Genomic DNA, 18,807 nt, shown 5'->3' on the forward strand with positions numbered 1-18,807 from the left:
ACTCCATGCACATGCTCTACAACTCCGACAGCTTCATCGTCGTCCAGTTCGACGTGCCCACCGACGTGCCCCAGGCTGTCGAGGAAGGCCCCCAGATCAACCGGGGCGGTTTCGAGATCGTCGACAAGTTCGCCCGCAAGGAAATCTTCATCGAGGGCGCCCTGGCCGAATCCTTCTCGCAAGGGGTGCAGGCTCTCATTGAAGACGGCGAGCCGTCCGAGGACGAACTCGACGCCTTCATCGAGCGTTATGCCGTCATGGGCCAGCAGCCGGTCGTGATGCACTGAACATTTGGGGGGCCGATCTGACGTTGATCTGCGCCCAAGCCTGATACAAGATGGGTCCGCGCCGCCGCTGCAGGCGGCGCAAGGAGCCCATCGAATGGTGAAGCGAGTCGCCGCTGAGACAGCCTCCCGGGCATCTGCCCGCGTGCTGCCCTCGCCCGGCCTGGACAGCGCCCCGGTGCTGGACCGCATGTGCTCGCAGTTCGTGCTGACGCTGACCGTCAGGCACGCGGGCCGCTTCAATCTGCGGCGCGACTTCAACGGCCTGCTGTCCTTCACCGGCCGCCATCTGGTCTGGCCCACCCGCGTGCTGCAAAGGCTGCGCGGCTACCTCGCCCAGCGTTGCGCCGGCAACGAGTTGTGGCGCGGCCACGAAGCGCTGGGCGACGAGGCCTTTCTCGACCGCTTCGGCCAATGGAGCGGGCCGTTCAGCGAAGCGACGCTGTTCTTCTACCTCGACGAATACGTCAAGGACGCGCCCAAGGACATGATGGCCCTGCTCGCCACGACCTGCGAGCACCTGGACCGCCAGTTGAAGCGCGAGTCGACGCTGGTCGAGAAGAACATCGCCGCCCTGGGTACGCTGCTGCAGCTGAATCCGGCCGAGCGCGCCATCCTGCTTTATGGCACGCTGGCCCGCTATCAGCGCGAACTGCGCGGCGCCCTGGTCGAGTTCAAGGTCAACACGGCCCAGGAAGCCTTTGCCGCGATTGCTGCCGTCGCCGGCGTGGACGAGCGTGAAGTGGCGGAGGCCCTGCGTGCCGGCTCGCGCCTGGAGCGCATCGGCATGGTCGAGAACCTGATCTCGGAACACAACATCACCGACCTGGCCGACCTGATGAAGGTCAGCGACCAGCTGCCGCCGGTGCTGATGCGCGAATACCAGGGCCCGCACGACCTGATGGCCGTGTTCACGCGGCCGGCCGCGCCGAGCACGCTGGCGCCGGCCGATTTCCACTTCGTCGTCGAGGATCTCGACCTGCTCAAGGGCATGCTGCGCCAGGCCGTGGCCACGCATGCCACCGGCGTCAACGTGCTGCTCTATGGCCCGCCGGGCACCGGCAAGACCGAACTGGCCAAGGTAGCCGCCGCAGCCGCGGGGCTGGATCTCTACGAAGTCGAGTACGCCGACCGCGACGGCAATTCGCTCTCGGGCCGCGACCGCTACCGCTCGCTGCAGATCAGCCAGGTCTTCCTGAAGGCCAGCGCCAATGTGGCCCTGCTGTTCGACGAGGTCGAGGACGTCTTCCCCCCCCTGTCCAGCGACACGGCCTCGCTGCTGAACCGGCTGGACGCCAGCGGCGAAGGCGGGGTTGGCAACTCGGTCAGCGGCAAGGCCTGGGTCAACCAGATCCTGGAAACCAACCCGGTGCCCGTCATCTGGGTCACCAACCGCATCGAGCAGATCGACCCGGCCTTCCGCCGCCGCTTCCAGTACCACCTGGAGCTGAAGTCGCCGCCGCCCGGCGCGCGCAAGGGTCTGGTGGCCAAGGCCCTGGGTGAAGTCACCGTCAGCGAGGGCTTTGTCGCCAAGCTGGCCGAGCGTCCGGGCCTGACGCCGGCGCAGATCCGCACCGCCGTGCGCTTCGCCCAGCTGGCCGGCACGGCCGACGCCGCCGAGAAGCTCATCGAACGCCAGTTGCTCAATGCCGACAAGGCCCTGGGCCGCGACGACGGCAGCAGCATGGCGCGGCCTTGCGTCACCCGCTATGCGCTGGAGCTGCTGAACTGCGAAAGCCGCTTCGAGATCCCGCGCATCGTCGAGGCGCTGCGCCGCAAGGGCACCGGCCAGCTGTGCTTCTATGGCCCGCCCGGCAGCGGCAAGACCGCGCTTGCCGAACACATCGCCCAGGCCCTGGGCCGGCCGCTGATGGTGCGCCGCGCCAGCGACATCGCCAGCAAATTCGTCGGCGAGACCGAGCAGAACATGGCCCGCATGTTCGACACGGCGCAGACCGAAGGCGCCGTGCTGCTGCTCGACGAAGCCGACAGTTTTTTGCGCAGCCGCAAGCATGCCGAGCGCAACTACGAAGTGTCAGAGGTCAACGAGATGCTGGCCGGCATGGAGCGCTTCAACGGCCTCTTCATCTGCACGACCAATCTTTTCGACGACCTGGACGAAGCTGCGCTGCGGCGCTTTGCCTTCAAGATCCGCTTCAAGGCCTTGAAGCCGGAGCAGCGGGTGGCGATGTTCGAGCGTGAGGCGGGTGCGGCACCCACCGATGAGCAGCGCTCACGGCTGGTGGCGATGGATTGCCTGACCCATGGCGACTTCGCGGCCGTGAGGCAGCAGGTCGAAATCCTCGGCGAGGCCTTCACGCCGGATGAGTTCCTGGCTCAGCTGGAGGCGGAACATCGGGCGAAGCCGGAGGTGAGGGAGCGGCGGGGCATAGGCTTTCGAGCCAGCTGACCTCAGCCATCCACGGGGTGCTCGGGCGTGTCCAGCACCAACTGGTAGAAGCCAAGATCCAGCCAGCGGCCGAACTTGAAGCCGGCCTGCCGGATGGTGCCGGCATGTTGGAAACCCAGCTTTTCGTGCAGAGCGATGCTACCCAGGTTGCTCATGTCGATGCCTCCCACCATCACGTGCACCTGCCGTTCGCGGGCTGCAGCGATGAGCCGTGTCATCAACGCCGGGCCCAAGCCTTTGCCACGCTGATCCTTGTGCACATAGACCGAGTGCTCCACCGAGTACTTGTAGGCCGGCCAGGCGCGGAAAGTGCCGTAGCTCGCGAAGCCAAGCAGGCGGCCCCGCTCATCCACGGCTCCGATGACGGGAAAGCCATGGGCCTGCTTGGTCTTGAACCAGCCGTCCATGGATTCGCGGGGACGCGGCTTGTAGTCGTAGAGCGCCGTTGAATTGAGGATGGCTTCGTTGAAGATGTCGAGGATGGCATCTCCATGCGCCTCCAAGGTGCAGGCGATGAACTCCATGCGGGGCTCCCGGTTCACAGGTGGCGAAAGTAGTAGGTGGTTGAGCAGGGCTCGCCGTCGGGCATCAGCGCGTAGCGCGGGATGTCTCCGGCAAGCTGCCACCCTGTTCGCTCATAGAGCCGCGACGCATCGCTGCCTGTGACGGTGTCCAGCACCAGCGTCGTCTTGCCCAGCTCACGCGCCTTCGCCTCCAGCGCCCTCAGCAGCCGTTCCGCCACGCCTTGCCTGCGCATGCGGCGATGGACCAGCATCTTGGACACGTCCGCCCGATGCGGCTGGTTGTCCGGCATGTCGATGACGAGAGACAGCGTGCCGCAGATGCGGCCGTCGCTATCCTCGGTAACAAAGAGATGGCGCTCGCCAGCCGCGACGCCGGCAGCGACTTTGTGCCAGAAGGTCTCGGGCCGCCCCTCGGCCAGCGGCAACATGAAGCCCACCGAGGCACCGCCCTCGACGCAGTCGCGCAGCACCTCGGCCAGTTCGCCCACGCGGGCCAGCGCCTCGGCGCCGTCGAGTTCGCGGATCGTGGTCATGGGCGGGCTCCAGTGAGGGCGACGAGATAGCGCGCCGGCTTGCTTCCAGGATTGTGGAAACGGATGGGGGCATCCAGGCGCATGGCCAGGCAGTCGCCCGGGTTCAGCTCCCATTGCTCGCTGCCATGGGCTATCTCCATGACGCCGTCGATCATCCAGACCAGCTGATGGATATCGGCATCACGCTCCGAGGTCTCGAAGGCCACGCGCTGGCCGGCCGGGAAGACGACGTCCACCAATTGCAGCGGCGACACGCCGGCGGGCGACACATTGCGGCGGACGTAGCCCGAGGCCGGGTCGCTCCAGACGGGCTGGTCGGCCACACGCGCCAATGGCGATGGTGCAGCAGGCGGCGGGCCGACCTCGAACATCGACGCGACGCTGACGCCCAGGGCCGACGACAGCTTGTCCAACACCACCGCCGTCGGGCTGCTCTGGCCGCGCTCGATCAGCGAGATGTTGGAGCGGCTGACACCGCTCTTCTGTGCCAGCGCATCCAGCGACAGGCCGGCAGCAGAGCGCAGCTCATGAAGGCGGCGACCGATACGTTGCGTGATGTCCATTCATTCCAGTTTACTGGAATTTCCTGTTTACTGGAATCAATCTCCATCAAAATGGAATGGCACGCTCCACCGCCCGGCGCCAGGCGGGGTCGGGCCAGCGCCGCCCTAGCCGCCAGGCGGCGTGGGTCAGCTTGATGACATGGGCGTCGTCCTGCTCGCAGGCCGCTGCGAGCAGCGCCGGCCAAGGGCGGCTGGGCGGGCGGTCCAGCATCCATGCCGGCTCGGCGCCGCTGGCCAGCAGGCCAGCCGCTGCCGCAATGCTGAAGCTGGGGGCCAGCTCGGGCGCCGGCCACCAGGGCTCCAGCACCGACATCGCATGGCTGCCAGTCAACAGGTGCAGCACTGTGAAGTTGCCGGTCGCTGCATAAGTGCGCGCCGCCAACAGCGCCAGCTCGCGCAGCGTGTCCGGCCCGTGGCGCAGACGGCCGGCGACGGCCGCAAAGTCCGGCGTATTGCCCCAGGCCTGCATGCGGTCGGTGATGAGGCCGCCGGCCGGGTAGACGGGGCGCGGCAGCTGGCGCAGGACCTGCAGCCAGTCCGCCAGCTCCAGCGGCGGGCCGTCGGCCGTCGTCGGCAGCGGCAGGAAATGGGCCGCCCAGTGGGCCAGGCCGGCGGCCAGCTCGCCTTCGTGGCCAGCCAGCACCGCATGGCCGGTACGGATCAGGCCATGAAAGGCAATGGCACCGGTACCGGGCAGCAACAGCGGCAGCGCCTCGCGCAGCGCTGCGGCCGCACCGTCCTGCGCAGTACGGGCCGCGAAATGGGCCTGCCAGGCGACCTCGCTGTCCGGCCGCCCCAGGTCGCGGTGAACGGTGATGCTGGCCGGGCGGGCGGCAACGCGCGGCTCGAGGTGGGCCTCGTAACCCTCGCTCCAGGCCTGCAGCCGCGCGGCGGAGGCGCCCAGCTCCAGCAAGGCCTGCTGGGCCATGGGCAAGTGGTTGCTCAGCCGCCCGCGATAGGTGGGCGACAGCGCGGCCCCGGCATCAAGCAGGTGGTGCAACTGGGCCAGGGTGGCGGGCGCCGGCGTGGCGGTCTTCATTAGCATGGGGGGCCTCGGTTGTGGGAATATGGCGTCATGCTCGAAGTTGAAGTGGACTTGAAGTCAAGCCCCGATCTGGCGAAGGCGCCGCTGACCATCGGCCAGTTGGCCAAGCGCGCCGGCGTGGCAACCAGTGCACTGCGCTTCTACGAGGCCGAGGGGCTGATCGCCGGCAGCCGCAGCAGCGGCGGGCACCGCCAATACCCTCGCCATGTGCTGCGCCGGGTGGCCTTCATCCGCGCCGCCCAGGTGGTGGGGCTGACGCTGCCTCAGATCAAGGCGGCCCTGGCCACCCTGCCCCAGGGGCGCACGCCCACCAAGGCGGACTGGACGCGCCTCTCGGCCGGCTGGGCGCCGCTGCTGGACGAGCGCATCGCTGCCCTGCAACAGCTGCGCGAGCGGCTGACGGGCTGCATAGGCTGCGGCTGCCTGTCGCTGAAGGCCTGCGCCCTCTACAACCCCGAGGACGTCAAGCGCGGCGAGGGGGCCGGGGCCAGGCTTCTGCGCATCGAAACCGGTAGTTGACCCCTTGGCGACGGTGGCCAGTCACTTCCCGGCGAAAATCACCCGGGTTAACCCGCCAAAAACACCGCCATGAGTGCTTTTCACGAAGAAACCGTCCTGACCGTCCACCACTGGACCGACCGCCTGTTCAGCTTCACGACGACGCGCGACCAGGCCCTGCGCTTCTCCAACGGCCACTTCACGATGATCGGCCTCAAGACGGAGACGGGCAAACCGCTGCTGCGCGCCTACAGCATCGTCAGCGCCAACTACGAGGAGCAGCTGGAGTTCCTCAGCATCAAGGTGCCGGACGGCCCGCTGACGTCCAAGCTGCAGCACATCAAGCCGGGCGACAAGATCATCGTCGGCCGCAAGCCCACCGGCACGCTGCTGATCGACTACCTGCTGCCGGGCAAGACCCTCTATCTGCTGGGCAGCGGCACGGGTCTGGCGCCCTTCATCAGCGTCGCGCGCGACCCCGAGACCTATGAGCGCTTCGAAAAGGTCGTCGTCGTGCATGGCGTTCGCCATATCAACGAGCTGGCCTATCACGACCACCTCACCGTCGACCTGCACCAGCACGAGTTCCTGGGCGAGTACGCCAGCGAGCAGCTGCTGTACTACCCGACGGTCACGCGCGAGCCCTACAAGAACATGGGCCGCATCACCGACCTGATCCAGACCGGCAAGCTGCAGGCCGACCTGGGCCTGCCGCCGCTGAATCCCGAAACCGACCGCATCATGCTGTGCGGCAGCCCGGCCCTGCTGAAGGACATGCAGGAGATGCTGGAGATCCGCGGCTTCAAGGAAGGCAGCACGACGACGCCGGGCGACTACGTCATCGAGCGGGCCTTCGTCGAGAAATAGGCGCCCCTCGCCCAGTCTTGCCGCGCTGAACGCGGGCAAGCCTAGTCGGTCCCCCGAGGGGACGGCGATGCAAGCGGCATTGAGCCGCTCGCACATCGCCAGCGCGGGCCGGCTTGGGGCGGCCCGGCGCTCGGCCCTAATGCAAGCACCCTACATGCCCTTGAACAGGTGCGTGTAGCTGCGGCTGACCTCGAGCTTCTCGGTCAGGCCCCTCACACCCACCAGCTGGCGGCCGCGGAAGTCGCGGGTGATGCCGTCGATGGCGCGGGCGTTGACCAGCGTCGAGCGGTGGATCTGCCAGAAGACCTGCGGGTCGAGCTCGTCCACCAGCTCCTTGATGGGCTTGCGGATCAGGGCCTCGATCTTGGCGGTCTGCACGCGGGTGTACTTCTCGTCGCTGATGAAGAACAGCACGTCCTCGACCGGGATCATCTGGATGGCTTGGCCGACGGTGGCCTGGATCCACTGCAGATAGGTCGGCTTGGCGCCCGGGTTCATCTGGCCGGACAGCTTGTGCAGCAACTGCTGCAGCGGTACCGGCGCGCTGTCGCTGAAGTCGCTGGACGGCGCCTCGCGCTGGGCCAGGCGCTTCTTGATGCGGGCCACGGTCAGCTGCAGGCGCTCGCGCTCGGCGGGCTTCAGCACATAGTCGGCCACGCCCTGCTCGAAGGCCTCGACGGCGTACTGGTCGTAGGCGGTGATGAAGACGATCTCGGGGACCAGCCAGTCGTCGTCGTCGGGCAGCTGGGCGATCTGGCGGGCCGCCTCGACACCCGTCAGACCGGGCATGCGGATGTCGAGGAAGACGATGTCGGGCCTGTGCTCCTTGGTCAGCTCGACGGCCTCGAGACCGTTCTTGCCCTCGGCCACGATGTCCAGCTCGGGCCAGACCTCGGTCAATCGGGCGCGCAGCTGCTCGCGCATCAGTCTTTCGTCGTCGGCCAGAACGGCGCGGATGGTTGCATTGCTCATGGCCGACGATGCTACTAGCTCAGACCGGCGTCGAGCGGGCGGCGTTGGCGCGGCGGCGGTTGCGCAGCACGACGAAGAACAGCAGGCCCAGCAGGATCAGCGGCGAACCCAGCACGGCACCGACGCCCAGCAGGCTGGCGATGACCAGGGCGATCACGCCGCCAACGATGAGCAGGGGCAGGGCCACGCCGAGCAGCAGCACCAGGGGCACGACGACGATGCAGACCACCGCGGCGACGAAGAGGCCGATGCTGGCGCCCAGCCAGTCGCCGAAATCGCTGCCGCCGAGGAAGAACTCGCCGTCATCCAGCACGATGTGCATGTCGGGGCCATGGTGGTGCAGCAAGGCGAAGCCGCCGAACATCGCCATCAGGACCATCAGCGCGGTGCCGATGAAGAGGATCTTGAACAAGGTTTTCATGCTGCGGCTCCTTCGTCGTTGCGGCTGCGATAGGGCACGGTGATGGTGACGACCGTGCCACTGGGTTGGTTCTCGGTGACGGTGACGCTGGCCTTGCTGCCATGCAGCAGTTGCAGGCGTTCGCGGATGTTGGCCAGGCCCACGCCGGTGCCGCTGGTGGCGGCGCGGCCGAAGCCCAGGCCGGTGTCGGCCACCGTGACGGCCAGCTTGCCGTGCACGATCTCGGCCTTGACCTTGAGGCTGCCGCCCTCGGCCTTGGGCTCCAGGCCATGCTTGATGGCGTTCTCGACCAGGCCCTGGATCATCATGGGCGGGAATTCGGCCGACAGCAGGCCCTCGGGCACGTCGATCTCGGTCTGCAGGCGCTCTTCCATGCGCACCTTCAGGATCTCGAGGTAGGGCCGGATGACGGCCAGCTCGCGGCCCAGGTCGCGGCTGCCGGTGGCATTGGCCTCGCGCATCGTCGGCATGGAGGCGCGCAGCAGCGCAATGAGGTTCTTCTGCATCTGGCTGGCGCGCGGCGGGTCGACCTCGATGAGGTGGTCGATGCTGGCCAGGGTGTTGAACAGGAAGTGGGGCTCGACCTGGGCCTGCATGGCGGCCATGCGGGCCTCGATGACCTGGCGCTTCAAGGCCTCGCTCTCGGCGTTCTCGGCCGCCTGGGCGGCCTTGACCTCGGCCTGGATGCGGCCCTTGTACATGGCCTTGATGACGGCCGAGGCCAGGATCCACAGGATGGCCAGGTCGACCAGGGAGTCGCCGGCATGCACGATGGTGACGCGGCGGCGGCTCTGGGCGTCCTTGGCCTCCTCGGCGGCCTGCTGCAGGGCGGCCTGCGCCTCGGTGGCGGCCTCCTGGGCTTCCTTGACCTCCTCGGCCTCCTGCTTGAGCTGGCTGAGCTGCTCCTTGGCCTGGTCGATGGCGGCGCGGATGTCCTCGGGACGGGCGCTCTTGGGGAAGTCGATGGAGATGGCCGGGGCCTCATCGGCCTTGGGCTCGCCGTTGTCGTCGACGGCGCTGGCCGCCGAGGCGGGACGCACCGGCTGGATGCGCACGCCGCGCTCGTCGATCTTCACTTCGTAGTGGACGCCCTTGTCGGCCTCCTTCTTGCCCGCCTTCTCGACCGCCTTGCGCGCCTGCTCGACCGCCTTCTTGGCTTCGGCTTCGGCCTTGGCCTTGCGGCGCTCGGCGCCATGGTCATGGTCCTCGACCTGCTCGCTGATGCGCCAGGTGAAAGGGGGCAGGTTCTTCAGCACGTTGACGCCGATCAGCAGCGCCAGGGACAGCAGCACGAAACGCTTCCAGCTGATGCCGACCAGCCAGCCGGCGTAGATGTGGAAATACCGCACCACCGCGGCGGAAAAACGCTGCCAGCGCTCGATCCAGAGCTTTTGCTGGGGGCTGGGGGAGAAGGTGGGAGTCATGGCCGGTTTGTCGTCGTTGGGGCCACTGTAAGCAGGCACTGCGGGCGCTGTGGGGCCGAAGCGACGCTCCGGCCGGGACGGGGGACGAACTGCATGGACACGCGACAGTCCGCGCCGCCTGGCGTGACGGCGCTGTGACGGCGCTGGCAATAGTTCACGGCTGGCCCAGCAAAAAGCCCGCCAGAGGCGGGCTTTGAAGGGGAGGCGGCGACGACCTTACTGCTTGATGGCCTCGACCTGGACCAGCAGGTGGATGGCGTCCGGCGTGACGGCCGGCAGCGCATAGGTGATGCCCCACTGGCTGCGCTGGATGGTGGTCTCGAAGTCGCCGCCGCAGACCTCGCGCTTCAGGCGCGGGTTCTCGTAGCAGTTGAAGCCGGTGGCCGTCAGCGTGACCGGGTTGGTCTTGCCGCGCAGGGTCAGCTCGCCGGAGACACTGGCAACCTTGTCGCCGTTGAAGGTGAACTTGTCGCCGACGAACTTGGCCGTCGGGAACTCCTCGACCGCAAAGAAGTCCTTGCTCTTCAGGTGGCCGTCGAAGGGCGCCGTGCCGGTCGTCAGGGACGCCATGTCGATGGTGAACTCGACCTTGCCGGTCTTGGCGGCCTTGTCCAGCGTGACCGAACCTTCCTTCTTGTCCCAGCGGCCGCGCAGGGTGCTGGTGCCGAAATGCTTGGCTTCGAAGGTGACCGCCGTGTGGCTGGGGTCGATCGCATAGGTGGCGCTCTGGGCTTGAGCGGCGCCAACGGCGGCGATCAGGGCGGCGAGCAACAGGGCTTTCTTCATCGTGAGGGCTCCGGGGGGTGGGGAAAGAGGGGTGGGAGGTTACAGGCCGGCGAAAGCCAACTTGAACTTGACGGTCACATCGTTGGCAACCATGGAGGTGTCGGCCCATTCGCCGTCACCGATCTTGAAATCCAGCCGCTTGATGGCCACGCTGCCAGCAGCCACGCCAGAGGCCAGCGTGATGGGCACGACGACATCGCGGGCGGCGCCCTTGATGGTCAGCTTGCCGGCCACGTCGTACTTGCCGGGGCCCGTCGGCTTGATGCCGCTGGATACGAATGTCGCCTTGCCGTTGCGCTTGGTGTCGAACCACGGCGCCTTGGCAAGCTCGGCGTCGAAGCTGGCGTCACCCAGGGACACGCTGCCCAGGTCGACCGTGAAGGCGATCTTGCCGGCCTCGGGCTTCTTGGCGTCGAAGTCCAGCTGGGCTTCGAACTTCTTGAACTTGCCGTCCACCGGCACGCCCATCTGCTTGAAGGTGAAGCTGAGGTCGCTTTTCTCGGGTTGCAGCGTGGCGGCCTGGGCGGCCAGGGCACTGGTGGCGACCAGCAGTGCGGAGAGCAGGCGTTTCATGAGGTCCTTTCTTCAGGCGCGACCCAGGCCCATGCGAGCGAGCAGGCCGTCGCGGTCGACGAATTGGTGTTTGAGGGCAGCGGCCACATGGCCGACCACCAGCAGGCCCAGGCCATAGGCGGCGAAGTGGTGGACCAGCTTCAGCGTCTCGGCCAGCTCCTTGTCCTTGCCTACGAAGTCCGGCAGCGGCAGCACGCCGAACCAGACGATGGGGAAGCCCGCCGCCGAGCTATAGGCCCAGCCTGACAAAGGCACGGCGAAGAACAGCACGTAAAGCAGCTGGTGCGTGACATGGGCGGCGCGCAGCTGCCAGGCCGGCATGGGGATGTCGGCCGGCGGCCGGTGCGTGAGGCGCCACAGCAGGCGCAGGGCCGACAGGGTCAGGATGGTGACGCCGGCCCATTTGTGCCAGTTGTAGAGCTTGAGCCGCGTCGGCGAGAACGGCAGGCTGGTCATGTACAGGCCCACGCAGAAGGCGCCGACGATAGCCAGGGCCAGCAACCAGTGCAGCGCGATGGCGATGGGGGTGTAGCGGGTGGCAGGGCTCATATGGGCTCGCAGTGTGTTCCCGGCAGACCCGGGAGCGGTTCATTCGTGTTGTCGCCAATGTTCAGCGATTTTGAACAGCCCTGGGGCGTCGGATGCAATCCCGTGGGTTTGACCCAGTTGCGCACCGTTGCCGTGCAGCCAGACAGTCAGGCAGCGGCCAGCGCCCGGTCGCAGGTTCTGTTCGAGGCGCATTCCAACATCACCGATGGAGACAAGCCCATGACCCAGAAACCCAGCGCGCGCCGCCGCTTCATCAAGACGGCAGCAGCCACCACGGCCGGGGGCGCCGCCCTGGCGGCCCCCATGATCTCGACGGCGCAGACGGTCAGCATGCGCTTCCAGTCGACCTGGCCGGCCAAGGACATCTTCCACGAGTACGCCCAGGACTTCGCCAAGAAGGTCAATGACATGGCCGGCGGGCGCCTCAAGATCGAGGTGCTGCCCTCGGGCTCGGTGGTGCCGGCCTTCCAGCTGCTGGAGGCGGTCAACAAGGGCACGCTGGACGGCGGCCACGGCGTGGTGGCCTATCACTACGGCAAGAACTCGGCCCTGGCCCTGTGGGGCTCGGGTCCGGGCTTCGGCATGGACCCCAACATGCTGCTGGCCTGGCACAACTACGGCGGCGGCGAGGACCTGCTGGAGGAGATCTACAAGTCCATCAGCATGGACGTGGTGTCCTTCCTCTACGGCCCCATGCCGACCCAGCCCTATGGCTGGTTCAAGAAGCCGGTGGCCAACCTGGAGCAGATGAAGGGCGTCAAGTTCCGCACCGTGGGCCTGGCGGTGGACCTCTACACCGAGCAGGGCGCGGCCGTGAACCCCCTGCCCGGCGCCGAGATCGTGCCGGCCCTGGACCGCGGCCTCATCGACGCGGCCGAGTTCAACAACGCCACCAGCGATCGCATCCTCGGCTTCCCCGACGTGGCCAAGAACTGCATGCTGCAGAGCTTCCACCAGAGCACCGAACAGTTCGAGATCCTGTTCAACAAGGCCAAGTACAACGCGCTGCCGGCCGAGCTGAAGAAGATCATCGACTACGCCGTGCAGGCCTCGAGCGCCGACATGAGCTGGAAGGCCATCGACCGCAACTCCAAGGACTATGCCGAGATGAAGAAGGCCGGCGTGTCCTTCTACAAGACGCCCGACGCCATCCTGCGCAACCAGCTCGACTCCTGGGACAAGGTGATCGCCCGCAAGTCGGCCGAGAACCCGCTGTTCAAGAAGGTGCTGGACAGCCAGCGCGCCTTCGCCCTGCGCGCCGGCCAATGGCAGAACGACTATCTGGTCGATTTCAAGATGGCCTGGAACCACTACTTCAGGAAATAGCCCACCCCGCCCCTCAGGGGGCTGAGGCCGGACACAAACAGTCCTGAGGACTGTTTGTGCCTGCCGAAGGCCAAGGCCTCTGGCCTTGGCAAAGCCAGGTGGACCGACAAAGCCGGATCCACCGGCTTCACTGGGTAACTGGACACGGTGTCCTTTTTCGGGGGCTTGAATGTCAGTGCAGAAGATTCTTCATACGGCCGAGGGCATCAGCACCTGGGTCGGCAAGGCCTTCGCGTGGCTGATCGTCGCGCTGATGCTGCTGGTCGTGTCCGAGGTGTTCAAGCGCTATGCGCTGAACATGCCGACGGCCTGGGTCTTCGACGCCAGCAACATGCTCTACGGCACCCTCTTCATGATGGGCGGCGCCTATGCGCTCGCGCACGACGGCCATGTGCGCGGCGACTTCCTCTACGGCAGCATGAAGCCGCGCACCCAGGCGGCCCTGGACCTCGTGCTCTACATCGCCTTCTTCCTGCCAGGCGTCGCGGCCCTGACCTGGAGCGGCTGGACCTATTTCGGCGACTCGCTGCGCATCCACGAGACCACCTTCAACGCGACGCCGCTGCCGGTCTATCCCTTCAAGGCCATCATCCCCATCGCCGGCGCCCTGGTCCTGATGCAGGGCCTGTCGGAGATGCTGCGCTGCATCGTCTGCCTGCGCACCGGTGCCTGGACCGAAAGGCTCCGGGATGCCGAGGAGATCGACGTCGTCGAGCAGCAGCTCGCCGCCAGCGAGCATGTCGACGAAGACGCGGCTCGCGAAGCCATCGCGAGCGCCAAGACCATCGACGAAGCAGCGCGCCAGCGTCTCGGCGGAGGGAACCGCGATGACTGATGCCGCCCTCGGCCTGACGATGCTCAGCCTCATCGTCGTCGTCATCCTGCTCGGCTTCCCGACGGCGTTCACGCTGATGGGCCTGGGCATGATGTTCGGCTTCGTCGCCTTCTACGATCCCGGCCAGCCCTGGCTGAGCAACCGCATCTTCGACCTGATGGTGCAGCGCGCCTACGGGGCGATGAACAACGACACCCTGCTGTCGATACCGTTGTTCGTGCTGATGGGCTACATCATGGAGAGAGGGGCGCTGGTGGACCGCATGTTCCACAGCGTGCAACTGGCCTTCCGACGCCTGCCGGGTTCGCTCGCGGTGACCACCCTGGTCATCTGCACCTTCTGGGGCATCGCCAGCGGTCTCGTGGGTGCCGTCGTCGTGCTGATGGGCGTCATCGCCATGCGGCCCATGCTGAAGGCCGGCTATGACGTGCGACTGGCCTCTGGCGTCATCACTGCGGGTGGCACGCTGGGCATCCTGATCCCGCCGTCCGTGATGATCATCGTCTACGCAGCCGTGGCCGGGCAGTCGGTCGTCAAGCTGTATGCGGCGGCCATGTTCCCGGGCTTCTTCCTGGCCTTCCTGTATCTGGTCTATGTGATCGGCTGGGCGCTCATCAACCCCAAGGTGGCTCCGCAGCTGCCGCTGGAGCAGCAGCGCGCGCCCATCTCGCCGGCCGTGGCCCTGCTGGCCGAGCGCTATTCGCCGCGCCTGCTGTGGGCCCTGTGCAAGGCCGTGCTGGCACCGGCTGGCGCCCCCATGAGCTGGACGCAGCTGCTGCTGGGCCTGCTGCGCGCCCTGGTGCCGGTCTGGCTGGCCCTGGTCTGCCTGGGCAGCACCTGGTGGTATGTGACCATCTACACGCAGAAGGCCGAGGCCCCCACGGCTGCACCGGCTGCGGTGTCAGCGCCGGCGAACAGCAACAGCGGTGGCCTGGCCGAGCCGCCGGGCTCCGGAAGCGGCCTGGCCGAACCGCCTGGTTCAGGCTCGGGCCTCAGTGAGCCACCCGGCGCCCTGAAGGAGCCCGGCGCCAAGACTGATGGCGGCGGCCTCGAGCGCATGGAGGGCAGCGCCGCCGCGCCCCATGCCGAGGCCGTGCCGGAGAGCTTCTACACGGGCTTTGCCGTCGTCTGCGCGCTGACGGCCCTGCTGCTGGCCTGGTACTACTGGCGCTTCGATGCCGAGCAGTACGAGATCCTCAACATGCTGGTGTCGTCGGTGATGCCGCTGGGCATCCTGACCCTGGTCGTGCTGGGCGTCATCCTGTTCGGCATCACGACGGCCACCGAGTCGGCCGCCGTCGGCGCGGCCGGCGCCTTCCTGATGGCCTGGCAGGCCGGCACGCTGGACTTCAAGAAGATCCAGCAGGCCGTCTTCCTGACCGCCAAGACGACGGCCATGGTCTGCTGGCTCTTCGTCGGCTCGGCGCTGTTCTCGGCCGTGTTTGCGCTGCTCGGCGGCCAGGCCCTGGTGGAGCAGTGGGTGATGGGCATGAACCTGACGCCGCTGCAGTTCATGCTGCTGTCCCAGGCCATCATCTTCGTGCTGGGCTGGCCGCTGGAGTGGACCGAGATCATCGTCATCTTCGTGCCCATCTTTTTGCCGCTGCTGGCCCACTTCCAGATCGACCCCATGCTGTGGGGCACCCTGGTCTTCGTCAACCTGCAGGCGGCCTTCCTGAGCCCGCCGGTGGCCATGTCGGCCTTCTATCTGAAGGGGGTCAGCCCGCCGCATGTGACGCTGAACCAGATCTTCGCGGGCATGATGCCTTACATGCTCATCGTCATCCTGTGCATGGTGTTCATGTACGTGTGGCCGGGGATGACGCTTTGGCTGCCTGGTTACCTGTACGGCCGGTGACGAGGAAGACACCCACCATCACGAGGGCCGTGCCGAACACGATCCAGGCGTTCATCGGCTCGCCGAGGATGAAGACGCCCATCAGGATGGTGCTCATGGGCCCGACCATGCCAACCTGGGACGACAGCGGCGCGCCGATGCGGGCGATGGCCAGCATCACCATCAGCACCGGCGCCACCGTGCAGGCGGTGGCGTTGAGCAGCGACAGCCACATCACGGGCTCGGGCACGAGGAAGGTCGACATGGGCTTGAGAAGGGCGAACTGACCAATGCACAAGGCGCAGGCCACGCTGCTGGCCAGGCCCGCCAGGCGCATCGAGCCCAGGCGCTGCACGACCTTGCCGGAGAGGGCCAGATAGATGGCATAGCTGATGGCGCTGGCGAAGACCAGGGCCGCGCCTATGGCCGTATTGGCGCCTTCAAAGCTCAGCTCATGCGCGAACACCGCGACGACGCCGGCATAGCTGATGGCCAGGGCCACGACCTGACGCGCCTGCAGCTTGTGATGGAAGAACAGCACCGACAGCAGCAGCACCAGCGTCGGATTCAGGTAGAGGATGAGGCGCTCCAGGCTGGCCGAGATATAGGCCAGGCCGGCGAAGTCCAGATAGCTGGCCAGGTAGTAGCCGGTGAAACCCAGCACCGCGATGTCGCGCCAGTCCTGCCGGGTCAGCGCCGGCTTGCCCCGTCCCGCCCACCAGGCCATGGCCAGGAAGAAAGGCAGGGCCAGCAACATGCGCCACATCAGCAGCGTGACGGCATCGACGCCATGCCGGTAGGCCAGCTTGACGATGATGGCCTTGCCGGAAAAGCCGATGGCGCCCAGCACCGCCAGCAGCAGGCCGGGCCAGAGCGGCCGAGAAGAAGGGGGCATGACGACGAGTCTAGGCGGCGCATCCTGCGCCTGCCGCGAAGGTCAACCCCGCGCGTGGGCAAGCATCTCGTGCACGTCGTGGCACATGATGGCGAGGTAGGCGGCGAGCACCAGGTAGTAGGTCGCGTACTCCCACTTCACGGCCACGGGCACGGCGTAATAGGTCTGGGCCTCGACGCTGTCGCTGCGGTGCTTCCAGGCCTTGACGAGCTGGGGCCAGGCCAGCACGGCCATCAGGATCAGCATGGGACTGGGCCACCAGAAAAACATGGCCACCAGGGCCGGCGCGCCCAGCAGCCAGATGCGCGGCGACAGCACGGCCGTGATGCGGCCGCCATCGAAGGGCGAGATGGGGATGAGGTTGAACAGGTTCAGGAAGAAGCCGCTGTAGGACACGGCCAGCAGCCAGTCCGCACCCCATGAGCGCGCCATCAGATAGGTGAGGGTGGCGCCCACCGTGCCGAGCAGCGGCCCACCCAGGCCGACAAAGGCCTCGGTCTGGGCGTCGTGGGGCATGTCCTTCAGTTCGACCCAGGCGCCGACGAAGGGGATGAAGGTCGGCGCACCGACATTCAGCCCCTTGTAGCGCGCCGCGATGAAATGGCCCATCTCGTGCACGAACAGCAGGGCGATGAAACCCGCCGCGTAGCGCCAGCCATAGATCCAGGCATAGACGACCAGCGAGACCAGCATGGTCCCGCCGGTGGTCAGCAGCTTGCCGAGCTTGGCGCCCGACAGCAGCAGTGCGATGAGCTTGAACATGTCAGCCGTCCATTCCGCCGTTGCGGTATTTCGGGCCGAGCGCTGGGCCGCTCCCGAGCCGGCCCGCCTGCTGACGCTCGCGGCTCAACGCCGCAAGCGTCAGCGTCCCCGCGGGGGACCGGCCAGACGCACTGCGTTCAGCGGCGTGCGGCTGGACGAGGGGCTGCATCACGAGCGCTTGAAGAACTTGGTGATGGCCGCGCCGAAGCCGACGACGGCGATGAAGATGATCTTCGCGAACTTGGCGACGAAGGCGAAGATGACGGCCAGCAGGCCCAGCTTCTTAGCGCCGACGCCGACGACCAGGGCCGCCAGGCCGTACTCGGCGACATGGTCGGTGGAAGAGTCGAAGTCCTCGTAGCGCTTGCCCTTGTCGAACTCCAGCGCGCCGAGCAGGGCCTTGGCATCGGGCTTCTGGGCCGGCAGGTCCTTCAGGTCGGTGATGAAGTTCAGGCTCAGATAGCCCTCGCGGCCCAGGGCATAGGTGTTGTAGTTGACGCCCAGGTTGGCGTCGGCCGGCGCACCTTTCTCCTTGGAGCTCATGGCCCAGACCAGGCGGTGCTGGGTCGCCTCATAGGCCGGCGCCTCGGCCCAGCCGATGATCTCCAGCGCCGGCGCGCCCATCTTCCTGCGCTCCTCGTTGCTGGCCTCGGTGCCTTCCTTGTAGCTGGCCAGCAGCTCGTCGGCCTTCCACTCCTTGGCGTCGCCGTCCTTCACATAGCCGGAGGCGATGTAGCGCAGCGTGGCAAACCATTCGCCCTCGCCCTTGGGGAAGACCAGGCCGGCCAGTTCGGTGTGCTGGCCGGGGTTGCCCATGGCCGTCAGCAGCTTGCCGGCCTGGGGCTGGGGGATGAAGACGCGGTCGGCCGGCAGATGCAGGGTGGCCTGGCCGGCGATCGCGATGTCCGCCGGGCCGGCCTTGGCGACAGCCTTGGCCTCGGTCCAGGCCGGGTTCTCGGGCGGCGTGTCGGCGGCCCGAGCGGCCAGGCCCATGCAGGCGGCCAGGGCGGCCAGCAGGCCGCGGAAGCTCTTGTTCATCTGCTCTCCCTCGGAAAAGGGCCGCAGTCTAGGTGGCGCCGGGCGTCGCCCTTTTCAGGGAATGCCCCTCGAGGGGAGGATTCACCCAGGGCCCAACGGGGCGGCCGCCGGCGAGCACTTCACAATCCGCGCCATCAACCAGGGGCTGGCATGAAAGCGATCCACAAGCTGCGCACACCGCTCACGGCAGTCGCCTGCCTGCTGATGCTGCTGCTCGGCAGCGGCTGCACCTCGGCACCCAAGGTGGTCGTGTCGCCGCCGCTGCGCTGCGACGATCCCGCAAGCCACTGCGTCAACGAGTTGATGCTGGCCCTGGAGGACTGGAAGGACGCCTACAACAGCCGCGACCCGCGTCGGTTGCAGCAGCTGTACGCCCCGGGCGCGTTGATCACCGACGACGAATACACGGCCGTGCCGCTCTCCGGCGAAGCCGTGCCGGTGTTCTTCGACCAGATGGCCCAGCGACCGACGGCGCGCATGCGCTGGATCATCGGCAATCTGCAGTTCTTCGGCGACACGGCGGTGCGCTCGGGCGAGTACGAGTTCACCGAGCAGGTCGACGGGCAGACCAAGGAGAGACCTGGGCGCTACAGCTTCGCCTACCGGCGCGTAGCCGACCGCTGGCTGATTGTTCTGCAGCACTCCACATTGAGGCCCTGAAAAGA

The 18,807-nt window shown here is 67.0% G+C and carries 21 protein-coding genes; 8 read left to right on the forward strand and 13 right to left on the reverse strand.

The genetic code is table 11. From position 1 onward, the window contains the following. Positions 1-5: 5 nt before the first annotated feature. Both J2X20_RS15045 and J2X20_RS15050 read left to right on the forward strand, forming a co-directional pair. A complete protein-coding gene (locus tag J2X20_RS15045) occupies positions 6-287 on the forward strand; it encodes a BTH_I0359 family protein (protein WP_310266155.1) in 282 nt (93 codons plus the stop codon). 94 nt (positions 288-381) lie between these two features. Next, the gene (locus tag J2X20_RS15050) at positions 382-2,694 is read left to right on the forward strand and encodes an ATP-binding protein (RefSeq protein ID WP_310266157.1); all 2,313 of its coding nucleotides are present in this window, start codon (positions 382-384) and stop codon (positions 2,692-2,694) included. A 2-nt stretch (positions 2,695-2,696) separates the two neighbouring features. On the opposite strand, the gene J2X20_RS15055 is transcribed toward J2X20_RS15050, so the two are convergent. From J2X20_RS15055 to J2X20_RS15070, 4 genes are read right to left on the reverse strand one after another with little or no spacing between them, the layout of a single operon-like run. Next, positions 2,697-3,218 (reverse strand): GNAT family N-acetyltransferase, encoded by a 522-nt coding sequence (locus J2X20_RS15055; protein ID WP_310266159.1) that lies wholly within the window; start codon positions 3,216-3,218, stop codon positions 2,697-2,699. A gap of 14 nt (positions 3,219-3,232) precedes the next feature. Further along, entirely contained in the window at positions 3,233-3,751 is a 519-nt protein-coding gene (locus J2X20_RS15060; protein ID WP_310266161.1) for a GNAT family N-acetyltransferase, read from the reverse strand. After that, a complete protein-coding gene (locus J2X20_RS15065) occupies positions 3,748-4,314 on the reverse strand; it encodes a helix-turn-helix domain-containing protein (RefSeq protein ID WP_310266163.1) in 567 nt (188 codons plus the stop codon). Before J2X20_RS15065 ends, J2X20_RS15060 begins: the two co-directional genes overlap by 4 nt. A gap of 46 nt (positions 4,315-4,360) precedes the next feature. Beyond that, positions 4,361-5,359 carry a questin oxidase family protein gene (locus J2X20_RS15070; RefSeq protein ID WP_310266165.1) on the reverse strand — a complete coding sequence of 333 codons (999 nt, stop codon included), beginning with the start codon at positions 5,357-5,359 and terminating at the stop codon, positions 4,361-4,363. A gap of 30 nt (positions 5,360-5,389) precedes the next feature. On the opposite strand from J2X20_RS15070, the gene soxR reads away from it, so the two are divergent. Both soxR and J2X20_RS15080 read left to right on the forward strand, forming a co-directional pair. Further along, complete coding sequence (gene soxR / locus J2X20_RS15075; RefSeq protein ID WP_310266167.1) at positions 5,390-5,878, forward strand: redox-sensitive transcriptional activator SoxR; 489 nt, start codon at positions 5,390-5,392, stop codon at positions 5,876-5,878. Between the two features lie 69 nt (positions 5,879-5,947). After that, positions 5,948-6,724, forward strand: coding sequence for a ferredoxin--NADP reductase (locus J2X20_RS15080; protein ID WP_310266170.1), 777 nt, complete (start codon positions 5,948-5,950; stop codon positions 6,722-6,724). Between the two features lie 150 nt (positions 6,725-6,874). Here the strand turns inward: J2X20_RS15080 and J2X20_RS15085 are convergent, their stop codons facing one another. The 6 genes from J2X20_RS15085 to J2X20_RS15110 all read right to left on the reverse strand — a co-directional run bounded on the left by J2X20_RS15085 (position 6,875) and on the right by J2X20_RS15110 (position 11,449). After that, entirely contained in the window at positions 6,875-7,696 is an 822-nt protein-coding gene (locus J2X20_RS15085) for a LytR/AlgR family response regulator transcription factor (RefSeq protein ID WP_310266172.1), read from the reverse strand. A 19-nt stretch (positions 7,697-7,715) separates the two neighbouring features. Then, a complete protein-coding gene (locus J2X20_RS15090; RefSeq protein ID WP_310266173.1) occupies positions 7,716-8,117 on the reverse strand; it encodes a hypothetical protein in 402 nt (133 codons plus the stop codon). After that, complete coding sequence (locus J2X20_RS15095; RefSeq protein WP_310266174.1) at positions 8,114-9,541, reverse strand: sensor histidine kinase; 1,428 nt, start codon at positions 9,539-9,541, stop codon at positions 8,114-8,116. The genes J2X20_RS15090 and J2X20_RS15095 overlap by 4 nt, the downstream gene beginning before the upstream one ends. Before the next feature lie 216 nt (positions 9,542-9,757). Then, positions 9,758-10,327: a YceI family protein gene (locus J2X20_RS15100; RefSeq protein ID WP_310266176.1), complete on the reverse strand. Its 570-nt coding sequence runs from the start codon at positions 10,325-10,327 to the stop codon at positions 9,758-9,760. Between the two features lie 39 nt (positions 10,328-10,366). Continuing rightward, the gene (locus tag J2X20_RS15105) at positions 10,367-10,900 is read right to left on the reverse strand and encodes a YceI family protein (protein WP_310266178.1); all 534 of its coding nucleotides are present in this window, start codon (positions 10,898-10,900) and stop codon (positions 10,367-10,369) included. Between the two features lie 12 nt (positions 10,901-10,912). Then, complete coding sequence (locus J2X20_RS15110) at positions 10,913-11,449, reverse strand: cytochrome b (RefSeq protein WP_310266181.1); 537 nt, start codon at positions 11,447-11,449, stop codon at positions 10,913-10,915. 219 nt (positions 11,450-11,668) lie between these two features. Here J2X20_RS15110 and J2X20_RS15115 point away from each other — a divergent pair, with 219 nt between their 5' ends. The 3 genes from J2X20_RS15115 to J2X20_RS15125 all read left to right on the forward strand — a co-directional run bounded on the left by J2X20_RS15115 (position 11,669) and on the right by J2X20_RS15125 (position 15,468). After that, positions 11,669-12,775, forward strand: a complete 1,107-nt coding sequence (locus J2X20_RS15115) for a TRAP transporter substrate-binding protein (protein ID WP_310266183.1) — start codon at positions 11,669-11,671, stop codon at positions 12,773-12,775. 169 nt (positions 12,776-12,944) lie between these two features. Continuing rightward, positions 12,945-13,610, forward strand: a complete 666-nt coding sequence (locus J2X20_RS15120) for a TRAP transporter small permease subunit (RefSeq protein ID WP_310266186.1) — start codon at positions 12,945-12,947, stop codon at positions 13,608-13,610. Further along, positions 13,603-15,468, forward strand: coding sequence for a TRAP transporter large permease (locus tag J2X20_RS15125; RefSeq protein WP_310266188.1), 1,866 nt, complete (start codon positions 13,603-13,605; stop codon positions 15,466-15,468). The genes J2X20_RS15120 and J2X20_RS15125 overlap by 8 nt, the downstream gene beginning before the upstream one ends. Here J2X20_RS15125 and J2X20_RS15130 read toward each other — a convergent pair. From J2X20_RS15130 to J2X20_RS15140, 3 genes are all read right to left on the reverse strand, one after another. Further along, on the reverse strand, positions 15,410-16,342 hold the full coding sequence (locus J2X20_RS15130) for a DMT family transporter (protein WP_310266189.1): 933 nt from the start codon (positions 16,340-16,342) through the stop codon (positions 15,410-15,412). The genes J2X20_RS15125 and J2X20_RS15130 overlap by 59 nt on opposite strands. A 42-nt stretch (positions 16,343-16,384) precedes the next feature. Continuing rightward, a complete protein-coding gene (locus J2X20_RS15135) occupies positions 16,385-17,104 on the reverse strand; it encodes a site-2 protease family protein (protein WP_310266190.1) in 720 nt (239 codons plus the stop codon). Positions 17,105-17,272: 168 nt separating this feature from the next. Further along, complete coding sequence (locus J2X20_RS15140; RefSeq protein ID WP_310266191.1) at positions 17,273-18,142, reverse strand: DUF2167 domain-containing protein; 870 nt, start codon at positions 18,140-18,142, stop codon at positions 17,273-17,275. Positions 18,143-18,292: 150 nt separating this feature from the next. Here J2X20_RS15140 and J2X20_RS15145 point away from each other — a divergent pair, with 150 nt between their 5' ends. Then, positions 18,293-18,802, forward strand: a complete 510-nt coding sequence (locus tag J2X20_RS15145) for a nuclear transport factor 2 family protein (protein WP_310266193.1) — start codon at positions 18,293-18,295, stop codon at positions 18,800-18,802. The last annotated feature ends 5 nt before the right edge of the window (positions 18,803-18,807 follow it).

This window comes from Roseateles saccharophilus, assembly GCF_031458095.1.
Taxonomy (GTDB): Bacteria; Pseudomonadota; Gammaproteobacteria; order Burkholderiales; family Burkholderiaceae_C; genus Pelomonas; species Pelomonas saccharophila_A.